This is a genomic window from Microbispora sp. CSR-4 (assembly GCF_008033685.1).
In the GTDB taxonomy this organism is placed as follows: Bacteria; Actinomycetota; Actinomycetes; order Streptosporangiales; family Streptosporangiaceae; genus Microbispora.
On record NZ_VJVX01000031.1, the window covers coordinates 60,392 to 80,753 of the forward strand.

The 20,362-nt window shown below is 73.7% G+C and carries 12 protein-coding genes; 4 read left to right on the top strand and 8 right to left on the bottom strand.

From position 1 onward, the window contains the following. Positions 1 to 60 precede the first annotated feature (60 nt). Together FLV34_RS22645 and FLV34_RS22650 are read right to left on the bottom strand one after the other, a co-directional pair. Complete coding sequence (locus FLV34_RS22645; protein WP_147943989.1) at positions 61 to 1,620, bottom strand: amino acid adenylation domain-containing protein; 1,560 nt, start codon at positions 1,618 to 1,620, stop codon at positions 61 to 63. Positions 1,621 to 1,672: 52 nt separating this feature from the next. Then, the gene (locus FLV34_RS22650) at positions 1,673 to 1,936 is read right to left on the bottom strand and encodes an acyl carrier protein (protein WP_168066087.1); all 264 of its coding nucleotides are present in this window, start codon (positions 1,934 to 1,936) and stop codon (positions 1,673 to 1,675) included. Positions 1,937 to 2,144: 208 nt separating this feature from the next. Between FLV34_RS22650 and FLV34_RS22655 the strand changes: the two genes are divergently transcribed. Both FLV34_RS22655 and FLV34_RS22660 read left to right on the top strand, forming a co-directional pair. Beyond that, positions 2,145 to 4,184, top strand: coding sequence for an alpha/beta fold hydrolase (locus FLV34_RS22655; protein WP_142648890.1), 2,040 nt, complete (start codon positions 2,145 to 2,147; stop codon positions 4,182 to 4,184). 88 nt (positions 4,185 to 4,272) lie between these two features. Beyond that, positions 4,273 to 5,022: a class I SAM-dependent methyltransferase gene (locus FLV34_RS22660; protein ID WP_142648889.1), complete on the top strand. Its 750-nt coding sequence runs from the start codon at positions 4,273 to 4,275 to the stop codon at positions 5,020 to 5,022. A 254-nt stretch (positions 5,023 to 5,276) separates the two neighbouring features. Here FLV34_RS22660 and FLV34_RS22665 read toward each other — a convergent pair whose 3' ends face one another. Next, positions 5,277 to 5,993 carry a PIG-L deacetylase family protein gene (locus tag FLV34_RS22665; RefSeq protein ID WP_142648888.1) on the bottom strand — a complete coding sequence of 239 codons (717 nt, stop codon included), beginning with the start codon at positions 5,991 to 5,993 and terminating at the stop codon, positions 5,277 to 5,279. Positions 5,994 to 6,196: 203 nt separating this feature from the next. Between FLV34_RS22665 and FLV34_RS22670 the strand changes: the two genes are divergently transcribed. Beyond that, a complete protein-coding gene (locus tag FLV34_RS22670; protein WP_168066085.1) occupies positions 6,197 to 6,604 on the top strand; it encodes a DUF3224 domain-containing protein in 408 nt (135 codons plus the stop codon). 157 nt (positions 6,605 to 6,761) lie between these two features. Beyond that, a complete protein-coding gene (locus FLV34_RS22675) occupies positions 6,762 to 7,130 on the top strand; it encodes a VOC family protein (protein ID WP_142648886.1) in 369 nt (122 codons plus the stop codon). A gap of 64 nt (positions 7,131 to 7,194) precedes the next feature. Here FLV34_RS22675 and FLV34_RS22680 read toward each other — a convergent pair whose 3' ends face one another. The 5 genes from FLV34_RS22680 to FLV34_RS41730 form a co-directional block, all read right to left on the bottom strand. Continuing rightward, positions 7,195 to 8,118 (bottom strand): DUF6039 family protein, encoded by a 924-nt coding sequence (locus FLV34_RS22680; protein WP_147943990.1) that lies wholly within the window; start codon positions 8,116 to 8,118, stop codon positions 7,195 to 7,197. Between the two features lie 3 nt (positions 8,119 to 8,121). Next, complete coding sequence (fabD, locus tag FLV34_RS22685; protein ID WP_147943991.1) at positions 8,122 to 10,449, bottom strand: ACP S-malonyltransferase; 2,328 nt, start codon at positions 10,447 to 10,449, stop codon at positions 8,122 to 8,124. An 87-nt stretch (positions 10,450 to 10,536) separates the two neighbouring features. Beyond that, a complete protein-coding gene (locus tag FLV34_RS22690) occupies positions 10,537 to 11,436 on the bottom strand; it encodes a DUF6039 family protein (RefSeq protein WP_142648883.1) in 900 nt (299 codons plus the stop codon). A gap of 240 nt (positions 11,437 to 11,676) precedes the next feature. Then, positions 11,677 to 13,350 (bottom strand): MDR family MFS transporter, encoded by a 1,674-nt coding sequence (locus FLV34_RS22695; RefSeq protein WP_147943992.1) that lies wholly within the window; start codon positions 13,348 to 13,350, stop codon positions 11,677 to 11,679. Positions 13,351 to 13,465: 115 nt separating this feature from the next. Beyond that, on the bottom strand, positions 13,466 to 20,353 hold the full coding sequence (locus tag FLV34_RS41730; RefSeq protein WP_222709586.1) for a type I polyketide synthase: 6,888 nt from the start codon (positions 20,351 to 20,353) through the stop codon (positions 13,466 to 13,468). Positions 20,354 to 20,362: the final 9 nt, after the last annotated feature.

A 20,362-nucleotide genomic window follows, 5' to 3' on the forward strand; every position in this document is an offset into this window, starting at 1 on the left:
GTGCTCAGAGCGCGCGTGACGTCGCGGGGATGGTAAGAACGGGTCCGGCGGCGGCTCAGCTCAAGATTGAGCGCCCAGGAGGCGCAGAGCCCGCTCGCGCAGCGCCACCCGGTCGGCCTTGCCGTTGCGGCTCAGCGGCATCTCGTCCAGCGGCCACAGGTGCCGCGGCAGCATGTACGGCGGCAGCCGGTCGGCCAGCCGCGCGGCGAGCGCGGCCGTGTCGGCGCCTCCACCGGCCACGAACGCGACCAGGACCTTCCCGGTCTCGTCGTCCAGCGCGAACACCAGCGGCTCGCAGCCGGGCGCGGCCTCGCGCAGCGCGTGCTCGACCTCCGCCAGCTCGACCCGGTAGCCGTGGATCTTCACCTGGGAGTCGTCCCGGCCCAGGTGCACCAGCCCCGCCTTGTCGTCGAGCCGGACCCGGTCGCCGGTGCGATACCACGTCCTGCCGTCGGCCTGGTGGAACCGGCCCGCGTCGTTGGCCGGGTCGAGGTAGCCGCGGAACATCTGCGGGCCGGTCATGCACAGCTCGCCGGTCCGCTGGCCGGGCTCGGCGTCCTGGCCGAGCATCAGGAAGTCCATGCCGTCGTTGGGGTAGCCGATCGGCACGGTCTCGCCCTCCCAGTCGAGCGGCTCGCCCGCGGGCCAGCGGTAGGCCGTGCAGGCGATCGTCAGCTCGGTCGGGCCGTAGATGTTGTCGAGGGCGGCGTCCGGGGCGGCCGCCCGCATCGCCCGTGCGGTCTCGACCGGCAGCGGCTCTCCGCAGAAGACCGCGTAGCGCAGCCCGGCGAGCGACCCGGGCGCGAGCGCGTCCCTGGCCCGCACCGCGTTGACCAGGCTGGGGGTGGCATGCCAGACGGTCAGGCCGTACGACCGGACGTACCGGGCCGGGTCGAGGGCCTGCAGCCGGGTCAGGGCGCACAAGCAGGCCCCGCTGCCCCAGGCCATGAAGATGTCGAACATCGCCAGGTCGAAGGTGAGGTCGTACACCTGACTGAAGCGGTCGCCGGGGCCGACGTCGTAGCGCGGCAGCGACGCCCGCAGGAACGCGCTCACGTTGCGGTGCGCGATCGGCACCCCCTTGGGCCGCCCTGTGGACCCCGAGGTGAACAGCACGTACGCGACGTCCTGCGGCGTGCGGCCCGACGGCGGCCGGAAGGAGTCCGCGTCGTCGTCGCCGGGCACCCGCACGGGCACTCCGGCCGGCGCTCCGGTGTCGGCGTCAACGGCGTCGGAGGCCAGGACGACGCGGACGCCGGCCGCCTCGGCCACGCGCGCCGCCTGCGCGGCCCCACCGGCGTCCACGACCAGGGAGTCCACGCCGGCGGCGCGGGCGATCTCCGCGTTGCGCTCGGCCGGCGCCTCCAAGCCGAGCGGCACGGCCGCGGCTCCGGCGTACAGGGCGGCCAGCAGGCCGATGTACGCCTCGACGCTCTTGTTCGCGAGCAGCCCCACGCGGCGCGGCGCCCGCCCGCCCTCGGTCAGCGCGGCGGCCCAGGCGCGGGCCCGCCGGTCCACCTCCGCGTACGAGAGGGTCACGGCGTGCACCCGCAGAGCCGGGCCGCCGGGATCGCGGGCCAGCCCGTCGAGGAACCATTCGTCCAGCAGCCGCTCCGTCATCAGTCCTCCTGAAGCTCGAACCGCACCGCAACCGGCGGCCCCGCGACCGGAGTCAGGGCCGGCCCGACGTCGCGCGCAGCCGGGTCAGCAGCGCCCACGCGCTCCCCGGCGTCCGGAAGTTGGCGGGCACCAGCTCCTCGTCGGGGAACGTCACCCCGTACGCGTCCTCCAGCGCCGCGATGAGCCCCACGGTCGCCACCGAGTTCAGGCCGAAGGCCGCCATCACAAGGTCGGGTGCGAGCGGGGCGCCCTCCGGCAGTGTGGGAAGGTACGGCCGCAGGACGCTCTCGAACGTCTCGTCCCAGTGGTCGGTCACCGTTCGGTCCGCCTTTCGCACTCGATCGACGTCGCGCCTATGACGGCGGCGCGCCATGCGAGCGTGCGGTGTGGCGGCCCGCACGCGGTCCGGGCGCCTGGGGGGCGCAGGCCCGCCGCGTACCGCCGGATGCTAGGCAGGCGCGCCGGGCCGATGCCGCTCAAAGTTGAGCAGACGGCCGCGGGCCGGTCTGGCGACGATCGAAAGCATGGCTCGTGACGTGCTGCTCGGCGGTTCGTCCGCCCTCCTCGCCGCCCGGCTCGCCGACCGTCTCCTGGCCCGCGGCGCCGGCCGGGTGACGATCGTCACTCCTCCCGGACGGCCGCCCGCCGCCACGGGCGGCGCGGCTTCCGCGGACGACCGGCCGCGCGATCCGCGGCTGCTGGTCGTGGACGCCGGGCCGACCGGCGACCTGCCCGAGGATGTGCGGGCCGACGTCGTCTGGCTCCTCACGGGGGACGCCGGGCCGGTTCCCGGCCGCGACGCCCGTGCGGACGCGGCGCTGGCCCGGAGCGTCGTCGCTCGCCTGCCCGTGCTCGGCGCGGCCGGGATCGTCCACGTGACCGCCGACGAGCTGTGCCGTCCCCTCGGCACGTCCGCCAGGCCGGTGGACGCCATCGTCGCCTGTGTGCACACCACGGTGGAGGAGGAGGTCGCCACCGCCTGCGCGGAGCACGGGATCGGCCACCGGCTGGTGCGCACGGTCTCCCCCGTCGGCGCGCTGTCGCCCGCAGGCACGGAGTCCGGCCCCGACGCGGTCGCGACGGCCGGGGTCGTGCCGCCGGGCGTCCGGCCGGGCGAGCCCGTGCCCGCCGGGCTGCACCGGTTCCTGGCCGCCCTGCGCTCTGTCGTCGACGAGGTCACCGCCCGTGCGCCGGACTACTTCGGCACCCGGCCCCTGCGGTGCCTGGTCCCCCCGGAGTCCGTCGTACGGCTGACGCCGATGGACGAGGTCACGCGCGTGCTGGTCGAGCTGGTGGACGATCCGGCGACGGCGGGCGGCCGGTTCCGCCTGGCCGCCTCCGGCGTCGTGCCCGTGGACGGCCTGCTCCAGCGGATCGGCGACGTCTACGGGGTGCGGCTGCTGCCGGTCCAGGACCCCGCCGAGCTGGATCCGATCGACCGGCTGCTACACGACCGGCTCACCGGGTTCCTGGCCGAGCCGTCGCCCTGGACCGGCTACCGGGAGACGACGACGGGACCGCGCGAGTGGGCGCCGCCCGCTCAGCGGGCGCTGCTGCGCCGGGTGCGCCGAGCCCAGGAGGCGGCCGAAGAGGCGGCCCGCGACCGTCAGGAGAGGGTGCCCGAACGGCTCGTGCGCACCACCATCGACGTCGCCGGACGGCCGCTGACCTACCACCTGGCGGTGCCCCCCGCCGTGCCGGGACCCGGAGGAACTCCGGCCGGAGGGGGACTCGGAGCCGAGCCGGTCGTCCTGCTCAACGCCCTGGGCCAGAGCCCGGCCTTCTGGCACCCCCTGATCGACCGGCTGTCGGCCCGGCGGCGCGTCCTGGTCGTGGACCCTCGCGGGCCCGAGGACGACGGCCCTGCGTCCGTGCCCGGTCTCAACGAGCACGCCGACGACCTGGAGGCCGTGCTCAAGAACGAGAGCGTCGAGCGCTGCCACCTCGTGGGCTGGTGCACCGGGCCCAAGCAGGCCGTCCGGTTCGCGGTGCGCCGCCCCGACGTGGTCGCCTCGATGGTGTTCCTCAACGGCTCGTTCCGGGCCGAGGGGGGCCACGACGGTCTCGACACCCCGTACGAGCGGAACCTCGACTACCTGTGCCGGACACTCGTGCGACGGCCGGAACAGGCGGGGCGGTTGCTGCGCCTGTTCGGGGGCGAGGACCCACCCGCCTCCCGCCCCGATGAGGTGCTCGCCCTGACCAGCGACGCGTTGCGGGAGGAGGTCCGTGCGCCGTTCCTTTCGGCCCAGGCCCTGGTGCCCTACGCCTTTCAGATGCTCGCCTTCTGGGGCGACGACGTGTCGGCCGAGGCCGGGCAGGTCCGCGTCCCGGTCCTGGCCGTCGGCGCCGAGCACGACCGGATCGTCTCCACGCCGCGGCTGCGCGCCGCGGCGGCGCGTTTCCCCTCGGGACGCTTCGTCGAGCTCCGCGGCGCGACGCACCAGTGCCTGTACGACCGCGCCGACGTGCTGGCCGGGTTGATCGAGGAGTTCGTGGCCGATCCCGCGGCGATGACCTGCGCTGACGCGACAGCCGGCCTGGCGGGTGAGGTGGACCGGTGACCGTACGCAGGGCGCCGGCGAGCCCGGCGACCGGTTCGAGACGGTTCGACGCGGTTGGAAGTGGTTCGAGACCGAGGAGGAACGCCCCATGACGCAGGCGATGTCGTTCGACCGCGTCGCCGACAGCTACGACGAGATGCGCGGCGGCCTCGAGCGGGGCCGCCAGTCGGCGGCGTGCCTGGCCCCGCACCTGGTGGCCGGCACGACCCTGGAGGTCGGCGTCGGCACCGGCGTGGTCGCGGCAGGACTGCGCGAGCTGGGACATCCCGTGATCGGGGTGGACATCTCCGCGCCGATGCTGCGCCGCGCACACGAGCGGCTCGCCGGCCGGGTGGCGCGGGCGGACGCCAGGGCGCTCCCCCTGCCCCGGGGTGCGGTGGCGAACGTCGTGTTCGTCCACGTCCTGCACCTGGTCGGGGACATGGCCGCCGCCGTGGCCGAGGCGGCCCGCGTGCTGCGACCCGGAGGGCGGCTCGCCGCCGTGCACGGCAGCCCCGTCGCCGACCCGGACGAACTGGTGGAGGCCCTCGACCGGCTGGCGCCACTGCAGCCGCCGCGGCCGGACACCCCGGAGGGGCTCGTGTCCGCCGGTGAGGCGGTGGGCCTGCGGCCGGTGGAGCAGCACTTCGCCGCCGAGTACGAGAAGGCCACCTCGCCCGCGGAAATGGCCGAGAGCATTGAGCGGCGGGTGCCGCCGTACCTGTGGCACGTGCCCGGCGACGTCTGGCGGGACGTGGTCGTCCCGGTCGTCACCGGCCTGCGTGCGCTCCCCGACCCCGAGCGGCCGCGGGTGCAGACCTGGCGCTCGATGTGCACGGTCTTGGAGAAGCACGGCTGAGGCCGCCGAGACAAGCCGCATAAGCCGGAGCTGCGCGGGAGCGGGACTCCACACGCCGTTCCGGGCGGCCCTTTCGACTTCCAGTGCCCTTTCGGCTTTCGCGGCCGCCTCCCGGGCCGCGACCCAAGCAACAGCCGCGGTCCCTGCCCGGCCGGTGACGAACCGGCCGCGGCTCCAGCCCGGCCGTGAGGAAGCGGCCCCGGCCCGGGCGGACTCAGCCGCGGGCCGGGGCGGGAGGGCGGACGCCGCCGGGCTCAGCGAGGGATGAGCTCGAAGGCGATCGCGAGCCGGCCGCCGAACCGCTCGCCCGTCTGGCGGGCCATCGCGGTCAGCGGGCCGCGCACGTCCCTGACCGGCGGCCGCAGGCCCGCCAGGTAGGCGCGGTGCGCCTCCAGGGAGGCCACGGCCTTGTCGATGGAGTCGGTGACGTCCACGGCGTGGGTCGGATGCGGCGAGTTGGCGATGGCCACGTGCCGCACGCCCTCCCAGGGCTCCAGGCCGAGGTCGCGGAAGATCCAGCGGTTGCCCGCGTCGCCCACGGCGTCGAGCAGGGCCCGCCCGGTGTTGCGGTGGTCCGGCGGGTTCCACCGGCCGCTGAGGAACCGCTCGTGGTGGTTGAAGCCGATGACCAGCTCGGGCCGGTGCCGCCTGATCTCCTCGGCGATCCGCCGGCGCAGCGGCAGGCCGTACTCGATGACGCCGTCGGCGTGGTCGAGGAAGGTCACCTGTTCCACGCCCACGATCGACGCGCTCTCGCGCTGCTCGGCCTCCCGTACGGCGGCCGCCTCCTCGGGCGGCATCCCGTCGATCCCGGCCTCGCCGCGGGTGAGCAGCAGGTAGCTCACGGACTTCCCGGCGGCGGTCCAGCTCGCGACGGCTCCGGCGGCGCCGAACTCGATGTCGTCCGGATGGGCCACTACCGCTAGTGCCGTGCTCCAATCGTCGGGCATAGGCTGCAGTTCGTCGCTCATATCATTTAAATTAGCACGTGAAGCCATTCTCAATAAAGGCCGGAAGCCGCTTTTATAATGCGCCGAAAATGCTCAATCCTGAGCAGACGAACCCTCTTCCATCAGGCATGATCCTACGGAACAGCATTGTTTCGTTCCGCAGAACAGTGCCGTCGTTCCGCACCCGAGAAATTCAGCGAAATTCGAGACGCGGGAGGTTTCCGATGGGAAAGACCGCCACCGGGACGATGAAATGGGAGCCGTGGCAGCCGCAGCCGTACGCCGTGCAGGACAGCGGCCCAGTCCTGTCGCGGGGCACCGTCGTCAACCACTACACCGGCGACCTGGTGGCCACCGGCGCACTGGAGTGCCTGGTCCTCACCGAGGCGGACGGCACCAGCCCGTTCCAGGGCCTTGAACGGGTGACCGGCAGCCTCGACGGCCGCCAGGGCAGCTTCGTCTTCCGGCTCGACGGCGTCGTCCGGCCGGGCACAGCCGAGGCCACCCTGACCGTGGTGCCGGGTTCCGGCACCGGCGACCTCAAGGGGCTGCGCGGCGAGGCCCGCTACACGAGCGGCAACGTGGGTCCGGACGGTCACGCGGAATTCACCTTCGAGTACGAGCTCGACTGATCGGCTGCGTACCATCGGAAATCGCGGTGCCGTCTGACGGCCGGTGAAATCGCCGTCATGCGACGCCACCGCGCAGCATATGTCCGTCTGCGCCTCCGGAACGGGCCCGTCCGGCTCGTCCGGAGGCGTAGCAGGCCAGAACGAAGGGAGCTTCACCATGTCAGCCATCGGCACTCTCGCCGCGGTTTCGCTCGACTGCCAGGATCCCGCCGCGCTGGCGGACTTCTATCGCCAGGTCACGGGCTGGGAGGTGGTGTTCAGCAGCGAGAACTTCACCTACCTCGCCGGGAGCGACGGAGGCGTGCGCCTGAGCTTCCAGCGGGTGCCGGACCACCCACGGCCCAGCTGGCCCGACTCGGCCAAGCAGTTCCACCTCGACTTCAGCGTGCCCGACCTGGACAAGGCGGAGCAGCAGCTGCTCGAGCTGGGCGCGACCAAGCCCGACTTCCAGCCGGGCGGCGACAAGTGGCGGGTGCTCCTCGACCCCGCGGGACACCCGTTCTGCATCACCACGTACACGGGCTGAACCTCGTTCTCCCGGCAGCGGAAGGGGCCACGGCGGCGACGCCGTGGCCCCTTCCGGTTCCGCCTCAGCCCCAGTGCTGCGGGGTGAGCAGGACGTCCCGCGTGGTGCCCTGGACAATGATCTTGTCCCAGGCGCCGCCGCCCTTGTCCATCGAGATCCAGTCCTGGATGAACGAGGCGCGCGGGGCGTCGGGGTCGGTGCGCGCGTCGAGGCCCATCAGCAGGTACATCACGTCCAGCGAGCGCATGTGGATGAGGAAGTGCGCGCGGTCCATCCGGCCGAACGACTCCTCGTACAGGAAGACCGTGGCCAGGCCGTCCATGTTGAGGTTCATGTTCTCGGCCACGGTCCGCGCGAACACGCGCGCCTCGGCGCGGTAGCGGTAGTCGAAGTCGACCGTACGGCGCATGACGACGCCCGCTGTGGCCGAGTTGAGCGTCTTGTCCGCCGGCATCGCGGTCTGCTCCTGCGCCGGCCGTACGTCGAACCGGGGCAGGCCGCCCTCCCCGGGGACGATGGGGCTCATCGCGGAGTCTGCGGCCATCGCCTCGGTGGCGGTGCCGAAGATGCCCCACCGGTGCGGGAGCATGACGGTCTCGCGCACGCTGCCCGCCTCGAACAGCTCGTCCCAGACGTCGGCCTCGTGCGCGCCGAAGACGCCACCGCGGATGTCGCCGCCCGGGCCGCCCATCGCCAGCAGTGTGCCGTAGTCGGCGTACGACGTGAAGTGCAGCAGCCAGTGAAGCCGGTTCCTGACGCCGAAGGTCTCCTCGTAGACGAAGGCCGTGGCCGTCCCCGCGTGCTTGGCGTTGATGTGCTCGGCGATCTCGCGGGCTGCTTTCCTGGCGGCGCCACCCCGCCCACCGCGGATCTGCGCCACCCTCTCGACGATCACGCCCGCGTTCCCCGAGTGCAGGACGCGGTCCGGGGACTGCGAGGTCTGGTGCAGCGCCGGCGGCACGGTCGTCTGTGTGGTGCTGTTCGACACCGTCTACTCCTTCATGGACGTGGGATCTGCGGGGATGCGGCCGTCGAGGCATCGGGCGGCGCCGGTCATGAGCCGCTCGGCGATGACGTCGACGTGCCGGTCGCGCCAGTCCTCCAGCTCGCTGCCGCGGACGAACCGGTTGAACGCGCCCATCGCCGGGCCGCAGTGGATCTGGTAGTTGGCACGCTCGGCCGGGTCTCCGGCGAGGGCGAGCCGGTTGGAGTGGGCGAAATACCACTTGAAGACCAGCACCATCCGGTGGCGCGGGTCACGCTCGGCCTTCTCGACCACGTGGGGCCGCCCGCCGGACAGGTAGTGGTCGCGGGTCTCCCGCCACACCTCCTCGACGGAACGGCGGAAGAAGGTGCGCTCGATGCTCGCCAGCGTGGCCGGGTCGATCTCCTCCAGCGACCGGTGGCGCTGGTAGAGCTGGTGCAGCTTGGTCGCGCGGGCGGCGAACAGCGTCCCCTTCCGCACGACCTGCACCCGCGCCCCCAGCTCGAACATGTCGCCCGAGGGCGCATACGCCGTGTCCTGCACGTCGAGCCCGGCCAGCAGGTCCTTGACGGCCTCGGAGGTGCCGGCCTCGGGCGAGCACTGGTTCACCGACCCCGTCAGCACGAAGTCGGCCCCGAGGACGAAGGCGGCGGCCACCGCCTCCGGCGCGCCGAGGCCGCCCGAGGCGCCGAGCAGGATCGGGGTGCGATAGCCGTACCGGTCCGTGAGCTCGTCACGCAGCCGGCGCATGGCGGGGACCAGCGTGAGCGCCACACCCGCGTCGGTGTGCCCGCCGGAGTCCGCCTCGACGCAGACCTCGCCGCCGACCGGCAGCTCCCGCGCCCCCTCGGCCTCCGCGGGGGTGAGCCCGCCCTCCCGCCCCAGCCGGTCGAGCAGCGCCTGCGGCGGCGGGCTCATGAACGCGGTGGCCACCTCCGGGCGTGACACCTTCGCCAGCACCCGCCGTACGGCGACCGGCCTGCCCTGGGCGTCCCGGTGGGCGCCGCTGAAGCGGAAGCGCACCAACGGGGCCGTGACTCCGAGGTACGCCGCGGCCTCGACGAAGCGCACGTCGTGCTTGAGATACAGGGTGACCGTGCGCTCCTCCCTTGCGGGGTCGTCGAGGTCGTTGAGGAGGTTCATGCCGAACGGAACTTCGGAGCCGAGCCGGCGCCGGATGTCGAGCAGCGCCTGCTCGGTGCGCTCCAGGGACAGCCCCCCAGCACCGAAGAAGCCCATCAGACCCGAGCGGCCCATGCGTACGACCAGGTCGGCGGAGGAGATCCCCTTGTACATCGAGCCGGCGAGGTAGGCGTAGCGCAGCCCGTACTCGCGACGGAACCGGGCGGAGCCCAGCTTCTCGGCCGCCGACGCGAGCCGCGCGTCCGCCTCGGCGGCCGGGGCCGTAGGAGCCGGGTTCGCATGAGCCGGCGTCATGGGGGCGGCCGGCGTCACGGGAGCCGGGGCCTGAGGGACCGGAGTCACGGTGGCCGGGGTGCGGCAGGCCGACCGCCACAGGCCCGTGAGCACCGTGCCCGGGCCGACCTCGGCGATCTCGCGGACGCCGCGGTGGAACAGGTAGCTCATGCTGTCCCACCAGCGGACCGGACTGGCGATCTGCCGGGCAAGCAGGTCCGCCACCCCGTCCCGCGGGTACGGCCGGGCGGTGACGTTGGCCACGACCGGCACCCGAGGAGGCGCGAACTCCACCTCGCGTAGGAACGCCGCAAACTCCTCGGCCGCCGGTCGCATGTGCCGCGAGTGGAAGGCGGCGCTGACGTTGAGCGGCACGCAGCGGGCGCCGCCCGCCCGTTCGACGGCCTCGACGGCCCGGGCCATGCCCTCCGGGGCTCCGGACAGGACCACCTGGTCGGCGGAGTTGTGGTTGGCGACGTCGACGTCCGCGACGCCTGCCTCCTCCAGCAGCGCCGCCACGGTCGCGGCGGGCAGGCCGAGCACGGCCGTCATGACCCCGCCGTCGGCCCGGCCCATCAGCTCGCCCCTGCGCCGGACCAGCCGTACGCCGGGGGCCAGGTCGAAGCAGCCGGCGGCGAACAGCGCGTCGAACTCCCCCAGGCTGTGCCCGGCGTAGAAGTCGGGTTCCGGCTCCTCCCGCAGCCGGGCCAGGTGGGTCAGCGCGTTGACGACGAACAGCGCCGGCTGGGCGTACTGCGTCTGCCGGAGCCGTCCGTCGGGGTCCTTCAGGCACAGGTCGCGGATCGAGTAGCCCAGGATCGCGTCGACCTCGGCGCACAGGCCGGGGAAGAGGTCGAAGAGCCCCTCCCCCATGCCCTTGCGCTGCGACCCCTGGCCCGGGAAGAGCCACGCGCGCATGATCAGCCTTTTCCTCCTCCGCCGGGTGCCGGCGGGCGCGGCGCGCCCGTCCGGAGCCCGGACTGGTCCGCTGTCACCGGGGGGCCGTCATCGGGGAAGCTGGTAGGGCACCAGAAGCGTGTCGTGCAGCGTGCCGTCCACGAAGGCCCTGGCCCAGGTGCCGCCGCCGCGGTGGGGCGCGATGAAGTCCTTCTCCAGGATCCGGCGGAAGTCGGGGTCGTGGTCGTCGAGGTGCATCAGCGTCAGGTAGTCCTCGAACGACCGCAGGTGGATCAGCCAGTGCAGCTGGTCCATCACGCCGAAGGTCTCCTCGTACAGGTACGACGTGACCCGGCCGGGCAGGACCTTGTTGACGTGGTTCTGCCAGGCGAAGGCGAAGTAGCGAGCCTCCTTGCGGAACTCGTGCTTGGCCTGGCCGACCCGGTGCAGGACGAGCTCGGCGTTGGCCGAGTTGAGCTGCTCCGACAGCGGCTGGGAGCTCTGCTTCCAGGCCGGGTCGACCCACAGGTCGCTCGGGACGTCCTCCTCGTTCTCGTGGTGGGCGCCGTGCTGGGGCACCAGGATCTTCTCCTGCATCGTGCCCTCGACGATCAGGCGGCCCCACGCGCCGACGCCGTCGTCGTCCTTGACCCGGTCGGACTCGAGAAGGTCGATCATGGTCTCGTCGTGGTCGACCATCTCCAGGCTGATGCCGTAGTCGTTGGGCGACTTCCAGTGGATGAGCCAGTGGAGGCGGTCCTGCGTGCCGAACGCCTCCTCGTAGCAGAAGAAGGAGGCCCCGTTGAGGTCGGAGTCGTTCATGTGACGGACGACCTCGGAGAAGAACTGGCGGCCCTCGGCCCGGTGGCTGTACTTGAGCTGGGCGTTGCGGGCGATGATGAAGCCCGAGTTGCCCGAGTGCAGCACCTTGTCGGCGGGGACGGAGGTCTGGTGCTGGGCCGGCCTGATCCGGCCCGCGTCGAGGGTGGACACCGCCGTGTCTGACATTGCGCGATCCCTTCTCGAAGATCGGCGCGCGCCTGACGGATCTGCCCGCCGAGCGCGTGCGCCGCGTTCGGAGGAGACGATGGGGAACTGCGGCAGACGCTACTTGGCCGGTCAGAGCGTGTCTGCGCAATGTTGCGCAAGGAAAGGGGGCCCGATCGTCGATCGGGCCCCCTGAGATGCGACGGGTCATCCGAAGGCGATGGCTCGGCCGGAAGGCGGCCTCGCCGGGAAGGCAGCGGCTCAGCGCGGGCTGTTCGCACGGCCGCCCTGCTCGGCGCCTGCCTGTTCCCGGCCGTCGCCGTTCGGCGTCGTCCCCCCGCGGGGCTGCTCGTGCCCCTGGGGCCGCTCCGGCCGCTCGGGCTGCTTGTCGCCCGCCGCCTGCTGGGTGCCGTCGGCCGGCTGGGGCATCTGCCGGGGCGGCACCTCGCGGAGGAAGAGCGACACGACCAGCGCGAGCGCGACCACGGGCACGGCGACGAGGAAGACGTCGTCCAGAGCCTGCGCGAACGCGGCGAGCACGTGTCCCTTCAGGGGCTCGGCCAGCCGCTGGATGGCCTGCACGTCGTCGGCCGCGACGCGCACGCCACCCGCCTCGTCGGCGAGATGGCGGGCCAGGCCGGAGCTGAAGACCGCGCCGAGCACCGCCGTGCCGACGGCCGCGCCCATCCGCTGGAAGAAGTTGGCCGCGCCGGTGGCCGCCCCCAGGTCGCGCATCTCGACGGCGTTCTGCACGGCGGTCAGGACGGGCTGCATGGTCAGGCCGGTGCCCGCGCCGAACACGAACGAGAGCACGGCCACCCACCAGTACGCCGTGTCCACGGCGAGGCGCGACAGCGGCAACATCGCCAGCACCAGCAGCACGGAACCGAGCATGGGGAAGATCTTGTAGCGGCCGGTACGGGTGATGAGGTTGCCGGAGACGGCGGTGGCGATGATGATCCCGAACATCGCCGGCAGCATCGCCAGGCCGGCCGTCGTGGGCGACATGCCGGACACGACCTGCAGATATACCGGCAGGAACACGATGCCGCTGAACATCGCGGCGCCGGCGAGGAACCCGAACACGTTCGCCACTCGGAAGACCTGGTTGCCGAACAGCCGCAGCGGGATCACGGGCTCGGCCGCACGCCGCTCGACCACGACGAACAGCACCGCGGCGACGGCGAAGACGGCCGGCAGGGCGAGCGACCCAGGGGCGGCCCAGCCGTACTCCTCACCGGCCCAGTCGAGGTAGAGCAGCAGCGCCGTGACACCGGCGACGATCAGCGCGGCGCCGAGGTAGTCGACGTGGTGTTCCCTGCGGGTCACCGGCAGCCGGAGGACGGCCGCGACGACCGCCAGCGAGACGAGGCCGACCGGTACGTTCACCCAGAAGATCCAGCGCCACCCCGGCCCGTCGGCCAGCCAGCCGCCGAGCAGCGGCCCGCCGAGGCTGGCCAGGGCGAAGACCCCGGCGAAGTACCCCTGGTAGCGGCCCCGCTCGCGGGGCGGCACGACGTCGCCGATGACGGTCAGCGCCAGCGCGAACAGCCCGCCTCCGCCCAGGCCCTGCAAGGCCCGGAACGCGATGAGCTGCCCGACGTCCTGCGCCAGGCCGCACAGCGCCGAGGCGAGCAGGAACAACCCGATCGCGGCCATGAACGTCGACCGCCTGCCGTACAGGTCGGAGATCTTGCCCCACAGCGGGGTCACCACCATCGATGTGACGAGGTAGGCGGTGACCACCCACGAGAGCATGTCCATGCCGCCCAGGTCGCTCACGATCCGGGGCAGCGCGGTGCTCACCACGGTCTGGTCGAGCGCGGACAGCAGCATGCCGGCCATCACGCCGGCCACCGCCAGCCGGACATGCGCGGCGGACAGGGCGGGGGGCGCCTGCCCGGCGGGGGGTGCGCCGCTGGCTGTGGTGCTCATCGATTCCTCCCGTCTGATAGGGAACGTGGTCCGCGGACTGCGCCCGCCGCCCCGGGCCGGCCCTCCGCTCACTCGCGAGGACCTCTCGGGACAGGCCGCCGTGCGGACCTCGGTCCTACTCGGTGAAGGAGAGCTCGAGCAGCGACGCGACGAGCCCGTCCTCATTCTGACTGGTGTCCTCACTGCCCGCAGTCCCGGTGGTTCGACCTGTCGCCGTCACCGTGGGATCGGCCTCCCGGCCGAGCCACAGCCGCTTGCGCCGGAACACCGGCGCGGGCAGCGGCTCGCGGGGCGCCGGAGCCCCCTCGCGCAACCGCGGGTCGAGCTGGGCGGCGACCAGATGGGCGTTGGTGCCGCCGAGCCCGAACGAGCTGAGTCCTGCCACCCGCATCCGCTCCCCCGGCGCCCAGGTGCGCAGCCGGGTGTTCGGGAAGAACGGCGAGGCGTCGAAGTCGAAGCGCGGGTTGGGGGTCTCGCAGAACAGCGTGGGCGGGATCTGGCCGTGCTCGACGGCGAGCACCACCTTGATGAGCCCGGCCGCACCCGCCGCGCTCAGCAGGTGGCCGACGTTCGACTTGACGCTGCCGATCGCGCACCAGCCGGTCCGGTCGCTGGTCTCGCGGTACACGTCGGTCAGCGCGCGCAGCTCGATCGGGTCGCCGATGAGGGTCCCGGTGCCGTGCGCCTCGACCATGCCGATCTCGTCGGCCCGCCGGTTCGCCGCCGCCAGCGCCTTCCTGATGACGTCGGCCTGGGCCGCCGGGTTCGGCGTGGTGATACCCATCGTGTGGCCGTCGTTGTTCACGGCCACGGCCTCGATGACCGCGTGGACGCGGTCACCGTCCGCGAGCGCGGCGGCCAGCGGCTTGAGCAGCACCGCCCCGCACCCCTCGCCCGGCACGAAGCCGTCGGCCCGCTCGTCGAAGGTGGCGCAGCGGCCCGACGGAGAGATGGCGCGGGCGGCGCTGAACTCCAGGTAGGGCTGCTCGTCGAGCAGCACCTCGACACCGCCGGCCACGGCGACCTCGGCGTCGCCGGCGAGCAGGGCTCGGCACGCGAGCTGCACGCTGACCAGCGAGGACGAGCAGGCGCTGTCGACGACCAGATTGGGCCCGCGGAAGTCGAAGTGGTGGGCGACGTGGGCCGCGATGAAGTTCTGGTCCGACTGCAGCACCGCGGGGCGCAGCCCGGCCCGCCTGCCGTAGGAGGAGATCCGTCCGCCGACGAACACGCCGACGTCCCGCCCCCACAGCTCGGCCCCGGTGTAGCCGGCGTCGGCCAGGCAGGTCGCGGTGGCCTCCAGGAACAGCCGGATGCCGGGGTCGAGGCAGGTCGCCTCCTCGTCGCCCATGCCGAAGTAGGCCGCGTCGAAGTCCTCGATCCCGTCGAGGAAGCCGCCCCATCTGCTCAGCGACCTGCCCAGCGCGGGAACCGGGCTGTACAGCCGCCGATGGTCCCACCGGGACACCGGCACCTCGGCCACCGAGCAGCGTCCCGACAGCAGGTTGGCCCAGTAGGTCTCCACGTCGGGCGCGCCGGGGAAGCGGCAGGCCATGCCGATCACCGCGATCTTGCCGGCCGTCGCGTCGTCCCTCCCCGCGTCGGCGGACGGCACGGCCCGTTCCATCACGGTCACGGGACCGGCGGCCGGCATCGAGCCGCAGCCGGGTTCCGCAAGCGCGCCCGGAACGGGTTCCTGAGGCGAGGCGAGGCCGGGTTCCCCAAGCGCGCCGGGTTCCGGGACCGCACCAGAGCCGGATTCCGAGTCCGCATCGGGACCGGGTTCCGGGGCGAACCGGGCGAGGTAGGCGGCGAGGCGTTCCAGCGTGGAGTGGTCCAGCAGGACGGACGGCTCCAGCCTGCGGCCCAGGTGCTCCTCGATCTGCTGGAGCAGCTCGCCCAGCATCACCGACTCGACGCCCAGCTCGGCGAAGTCGACGGTGGGATCGAGGTCCCCGGCCGGGAGCCCCACGTTGCGCGCGAAGAGCTCCACCAGCCACGCGGGTGGGCGGCCGCCGGTCGCGTCCGCGCTCACCGGCTGCCGCGCCACGCTCGGCACGGACGGCACGGGCGGGGCGGCGGCCGCGCCGATGAGGCCGGCGCCCGCGCCGCTGGGGACGTCGCCGGTGAGGGCGGAGCCCCCCTCCCGGACGTCCCAGGGAGCGGCGGAAGCCGTACCGGTCAGCAGCAGGGCGCCGGGATCGGGCGCGACGTCGCGCAACGGCGGACACGGCAGCACCGAGGCGCCGCCCGGCAGGGCGTCGGCGGGCAGGGCCAGCACGCGCTCCAGCACGCGCAGCCCCTCCGCGTCGCCGAGACTGCCGAGCCCCACCGGCTCGCAGACGTTGGGACCGCCGCGTCCCGACCCGCTCTCGTGCCACATGGGCCAGTTGACCGAGCGGAACGCACCCTGGCCCTGACGGGCCTTGCTGCTCACGAAGAAGTCCATGAAGGCGTTGGCGGCGGCGTAGTCCGCCACTCCGGCGGCGAGCCGGGGCACCGCCGCGCACACCGAGGAGAACGTGAGGAAGAACGCGGGCCGGTCGGCCTCGCAGACCTCGGCCAGCGCCTCCAGGCCGTCGGCCTTCGGTTCCAGCACGGCCCGCATCTCGACCGCGCCCTTGTGCGCGAAGACCGGGGTGCCCCGGCCGACCCGCCCCGCGCAGTGGACGACGCCCGCCACCGGGCCCCACGCACCGCGGACCGATCGCAGGAACGCGGCGAGCCCGTCCCGGTCGGACAGCTTCCCGGTGTGCGCCCGGACCTCGGCGCCGAGGCGCTCCAGCTCGCGCACCGTCGCGACTGCGGCGGCCGCGGGCTCGGTCAGCGACGGGTCGTCCCACCGCTCCCTCGGCGGCAGGGAGCGCGCGCCCACCAGCGCGATCCGGCGGGCGCCGCGTTCGACCAGGTGGCGAGCCATCCGGGCGCCGATGCCCCGGGTCGCCCCGCTCAGCACGTACGGCGCGTCCGCCGCGAGCCGCAACGGCACGTGCGGCGCCTCGACCGGCACGAGCCGGGGCTCGTGACGCCGTCCCGCGCGGTGGCAGACCTCGCCGTACCGGCCGGGATCGCCCCACTCCTCCAGCACCTGCCGGGCGACCTCGGCCGCCTGTGCGGCGGGCACGTCAGTGTCGAGCACCGTCGCCCGGACCTTGCCGTACTCCACGCCGAGCACGCGGACGAATCCGGCCATGCGGGCCCCGGCGAGCGTGGCGGGAGCGCCTGGCGCGCCGAGCAGCCCCCGGGTGACGTGGACGACCCGTAGACCGGCGGCGTGCCGGTAGGACACGAGTTGCTGCAACATGGCCAGTCTGGCCTGCCACCGCCCCGGCCCCGCCGGGGCGTCGAGGTCGCACAGGTCCCCCCATCCGGACAGGTCGGGATGCCGGGCCAGCAGCACGCCGACGGCCTCGACCGCGCCCGCCTCGTCGTCGTAGGAGAGCACGCCGACGTCGCCGGGAACAGTGCCCGTTCCGTTGTGGCCGGAGTCGCGGTGAGCGCGGGCGGCGCCTTCGCGGACCAGCAGCACCCGTCCCAGGCCCGCGGCGCGGGCCAGCTCGCGCGCCACGTTCTCGGTCCTGTCATCGAAGACGCACAGCAGCGGCCCCTCGCCGGACGCGGGGAGGGGTGCGGCGCCGGCGGGCACCCACTCCTTCCGGTAGAGCGGGATCTCCCTGCCCGTGCGAGGCCCCTCGCCCGTCTCCCGCCCGTACGGCGTGCCCGGCGTCTGACGGACGTCGGTGGAGGCGGCGACCGGCGTCACGGCGTCGGGCTCGAACGGCCGCTCGGGCAGCCAGCAGCGCATCCGGGCGAAGGGATACGACGGCAGGGCGATGACGCGCGGTGAGAAGCGCCCGGCGTCCCGTCCGGCCTGCTCGGGCTGGGAGGTGCCGGAGTGCCGGACGCGGAGCTCGTGCAGGCGCGGCCAGTCCACCCGGCCGCCGCCCACCCAGTGGGCGGCGATCTCCCGCAGCTCGTCCTCGCCGGGGGCGTACGCCGGACCGTACGCGGCATCGGAGGCGGCATAGGAGGCGGAGTGCGGCCCCGCGAGCGGAGCGTGCCCGGCGTCGGGGGCCGGGACGCGCGGGAGCACGGGTCCCGGCTCCTGCCCCGGGCCGGGGGTGCGGCCCCGCAGCACGCCCGGCGGTTCCTCCCCGGCGGCGACGCGCGCCAGGAGACCGGCCGCCTCCCGGAGGTCCGCCGTGACCAGGGCGAGCCGTTCGCGCAGCGGCTCTCGGCCGGCCTGCAGCGTGTAGGCGACGTCGGCCAGATCGTGGCGGTCGCCCGCGCCGCGGAGCCAGGCCGCCATGCGACCCGCCAGCCGCCGCAGGGCGTCCGGGTCCTGCCCCGACAGCACCAGCGCCTGCGGGCGTCCGGCCGGCCGCCCGTTCGCGAAGCGGGGCCGCTGGGGCATGTCCGCGTACTCCTCCAGGACGACATGGGCGATCGTCCCTCCGGCGCCGAAGGAGCTGACGCCGGCCCGGCGCGGCAACGGACGGCCGTACCCGTCCTCACACTTCGGCCAGGGCGCTGTCTCACGCTGCACCCGGAACGGCACGCGGTCCCAGGCGATCTTCGGATTGAGCTCCTCGGCGTGCAGGGACGGCGCGAATGTGCGATGCCGCATCTGGAGCACGACCTTCGTCAGGCCGGCGATGCCCGCGGCGGCCTCCACATGACCGATCGACGACTTGACCGAGCCGATCGCGACGGCGCCGGGGGGAAGGCCGGCGTCGCCGAAGGCCCGCATGAGCCCGTCGATCTCGATGGGATCGCCCAGCGCCGTTCCGGCTCCGTGCGCCTCCAGATAACCGATGGTCGCCGGGTCGACTCCCGCGTCCCGCAGCGCGTCGCGCACCATCTCGCCCTGCGCCGCGGGGTTGGGCACGATCCAGCCGTTGGTCCTGCCCATGTGGACGACGGAGCTGCCGCGGATCACCGCGTGCACGCGGTCGCCGTCCTCCAGCGCGTGGCGCAGCGGCTTCAACACGACGACGCCGACGCCCTCCGACGGAACGAACCCGTCACCGCCCCGCCCGAAGCTGCGGCAGCGCAGGTCGGAGGCGGTCAGCTTCATGCGGCGCTGCTGGATGAACTTGTTCGGGTGCAGGGACAGGTTGACCGCGCCCGCGATCGCCATCTCGGCCTCGCCCCGGCGCAGCGCCTGCACGGCCAGGTGGACGGCGACCAGCGAGGACGAGCACATCGTGTCGACGGTCATGCTGGGCCCGCGCAGGTCGAAGTGGAACGAGACCCGGTTGGCGATCCCGCCGATGGCCGACCCCGAGTCCTGGGGGTTGCCGCGCAGGGTCTGCTCGACGCCGAAGAAGGGGTACTCGTTGTACATCGAGCCCGCGTACACCGCCACCCGGGAGCCGTGCCGCTCGCGCAGCCGCCGCCGGGGGTAGCCGGCGTCCTCCAGTGCCTCCCAGGTCACTTCGAGGAACAGCCGCTCCTGCGGGTCCATGAGGGCGGCGTCCCTGGGTGTGATGTTGAACAGCAGCGGGTCGAACATGTCGACCTCGTCCAGGAAACCGCCCCACATGATGTCGGCGGGCCAGCCGGGGCGACGCCGCGCGGCCGGCAGCGGTCCGACGCAGTCACGCCCGGAGACCAGGTTCTCCCAGAACCGGTCGAGGTCGGGGGCGTGCGGATACCGTCCGGCGATGCCGACGATGGCGATCGCCCGGTCGTCCTCGTCGCGCTCGCCCTCCTCGCGCCGGTCGTCGCGCGCCACGAGCGCTCCCTGTCGGTCCCGCGCATCCCCGGCATCCCGCTTCCGCGCATCCCCGCCCTGCGCCTCCCGGAGCCGCCACACCCGGTCCTCTGCCGCTCGGTCCTCTGCCGCCCAGTCCGCCGTGTCCGGCTCGGCCGGCCCGGTGTCGCCTTGGGCGTTCTCGTGTCCCCTCCCAGGGGCGGACGCCGTACGGGCCGCCTCGTCCGCGAGCCAGGGGCCTTCGAGGCCGAGGAGCGCTCCCGCCACCCCGGCGAGGTCGCGGTGCTCGAAGAAGAGCGTCGGGGAGACCTCGCCCAGGTCACGCGCCAGCGCGTCGTTCAGCCGGGCCACGATGTACGACGTGAGCCCGTAGTGCTCCAGCGGCACATAGGCGTGCAGCTGGTCCACGGCGATGCCGGAGACCTCGGCATACCGCGCCTTGAGGTAGTCCTCCACCTGGGCGCGCAGGAGGGGGTCGTCCGCCGGGGCGCTGCCGGGGTCGGCCCCGCCCCGGTAATCCGCCCGGCCCCAGGAATCGGCCCCGCTGACGGGAGGGGCCACACCGCCGGAGGTAGCACCGGAGGGAGCGGAGGCGGGCCCGTCCCCGGCGACGGCCTGGGCGGTCTCCGCCCGCGACCGGTCGGAGAAGGGTCCGTCGAAGGGATATGTGGGCAGCGGGACGCGAGCGCCCGGCACCGGCCAGCAGTCCTCCCACGCAACGTCGTGCCCGGCCAGCCACGCCGACGCGGCCTCCGTCTCGGAGAGCACTCCCTCGTCGGCCCCCGGCGTGGCCTGGCCCGCCTTCGCGGTCGCCGTCCCGGCGCCTGACGCCCCCGCAGGATCGCGGCCCGCCGGAGCCGTGCACGTCCCGGGAGCACCCGCCGCCAGAGCCGCGGACCTGCCGGGGGCGCCCGGCGGCGGGGCCACCGCCGTTCTCAGGGCGGGGTGGTCGCGACCGGCCGCCATGGCGTCCAGGGCCTCGGTCAGGGTCTCCAGGTCGGCGCAGCGCACCGCCAGCCGATGGGACATCGCCACCCGGCCCGTCTGCAGGGTGAACGCCACGTCCGCCGGCGAGGGGGCCATGCCGGCGGCGCGCGCCGCGACCAGATGGTCCCGCAGCCGCCGGGCGTAGCGGCTGAGGTGTTCCTCGCTCGCGGCCGACAGCACCACGACGTGCGTGCGGGGTTCGGGCCGCGCCGCCCGGCCATGCTCCGGGTCCGCGGCCCAGGAGGCTCCCCGGCCGGTGGCCCAGGGGTCCACGAGCCGTTCGGGCTCTGTCCGGTTCATCTCGCCTCA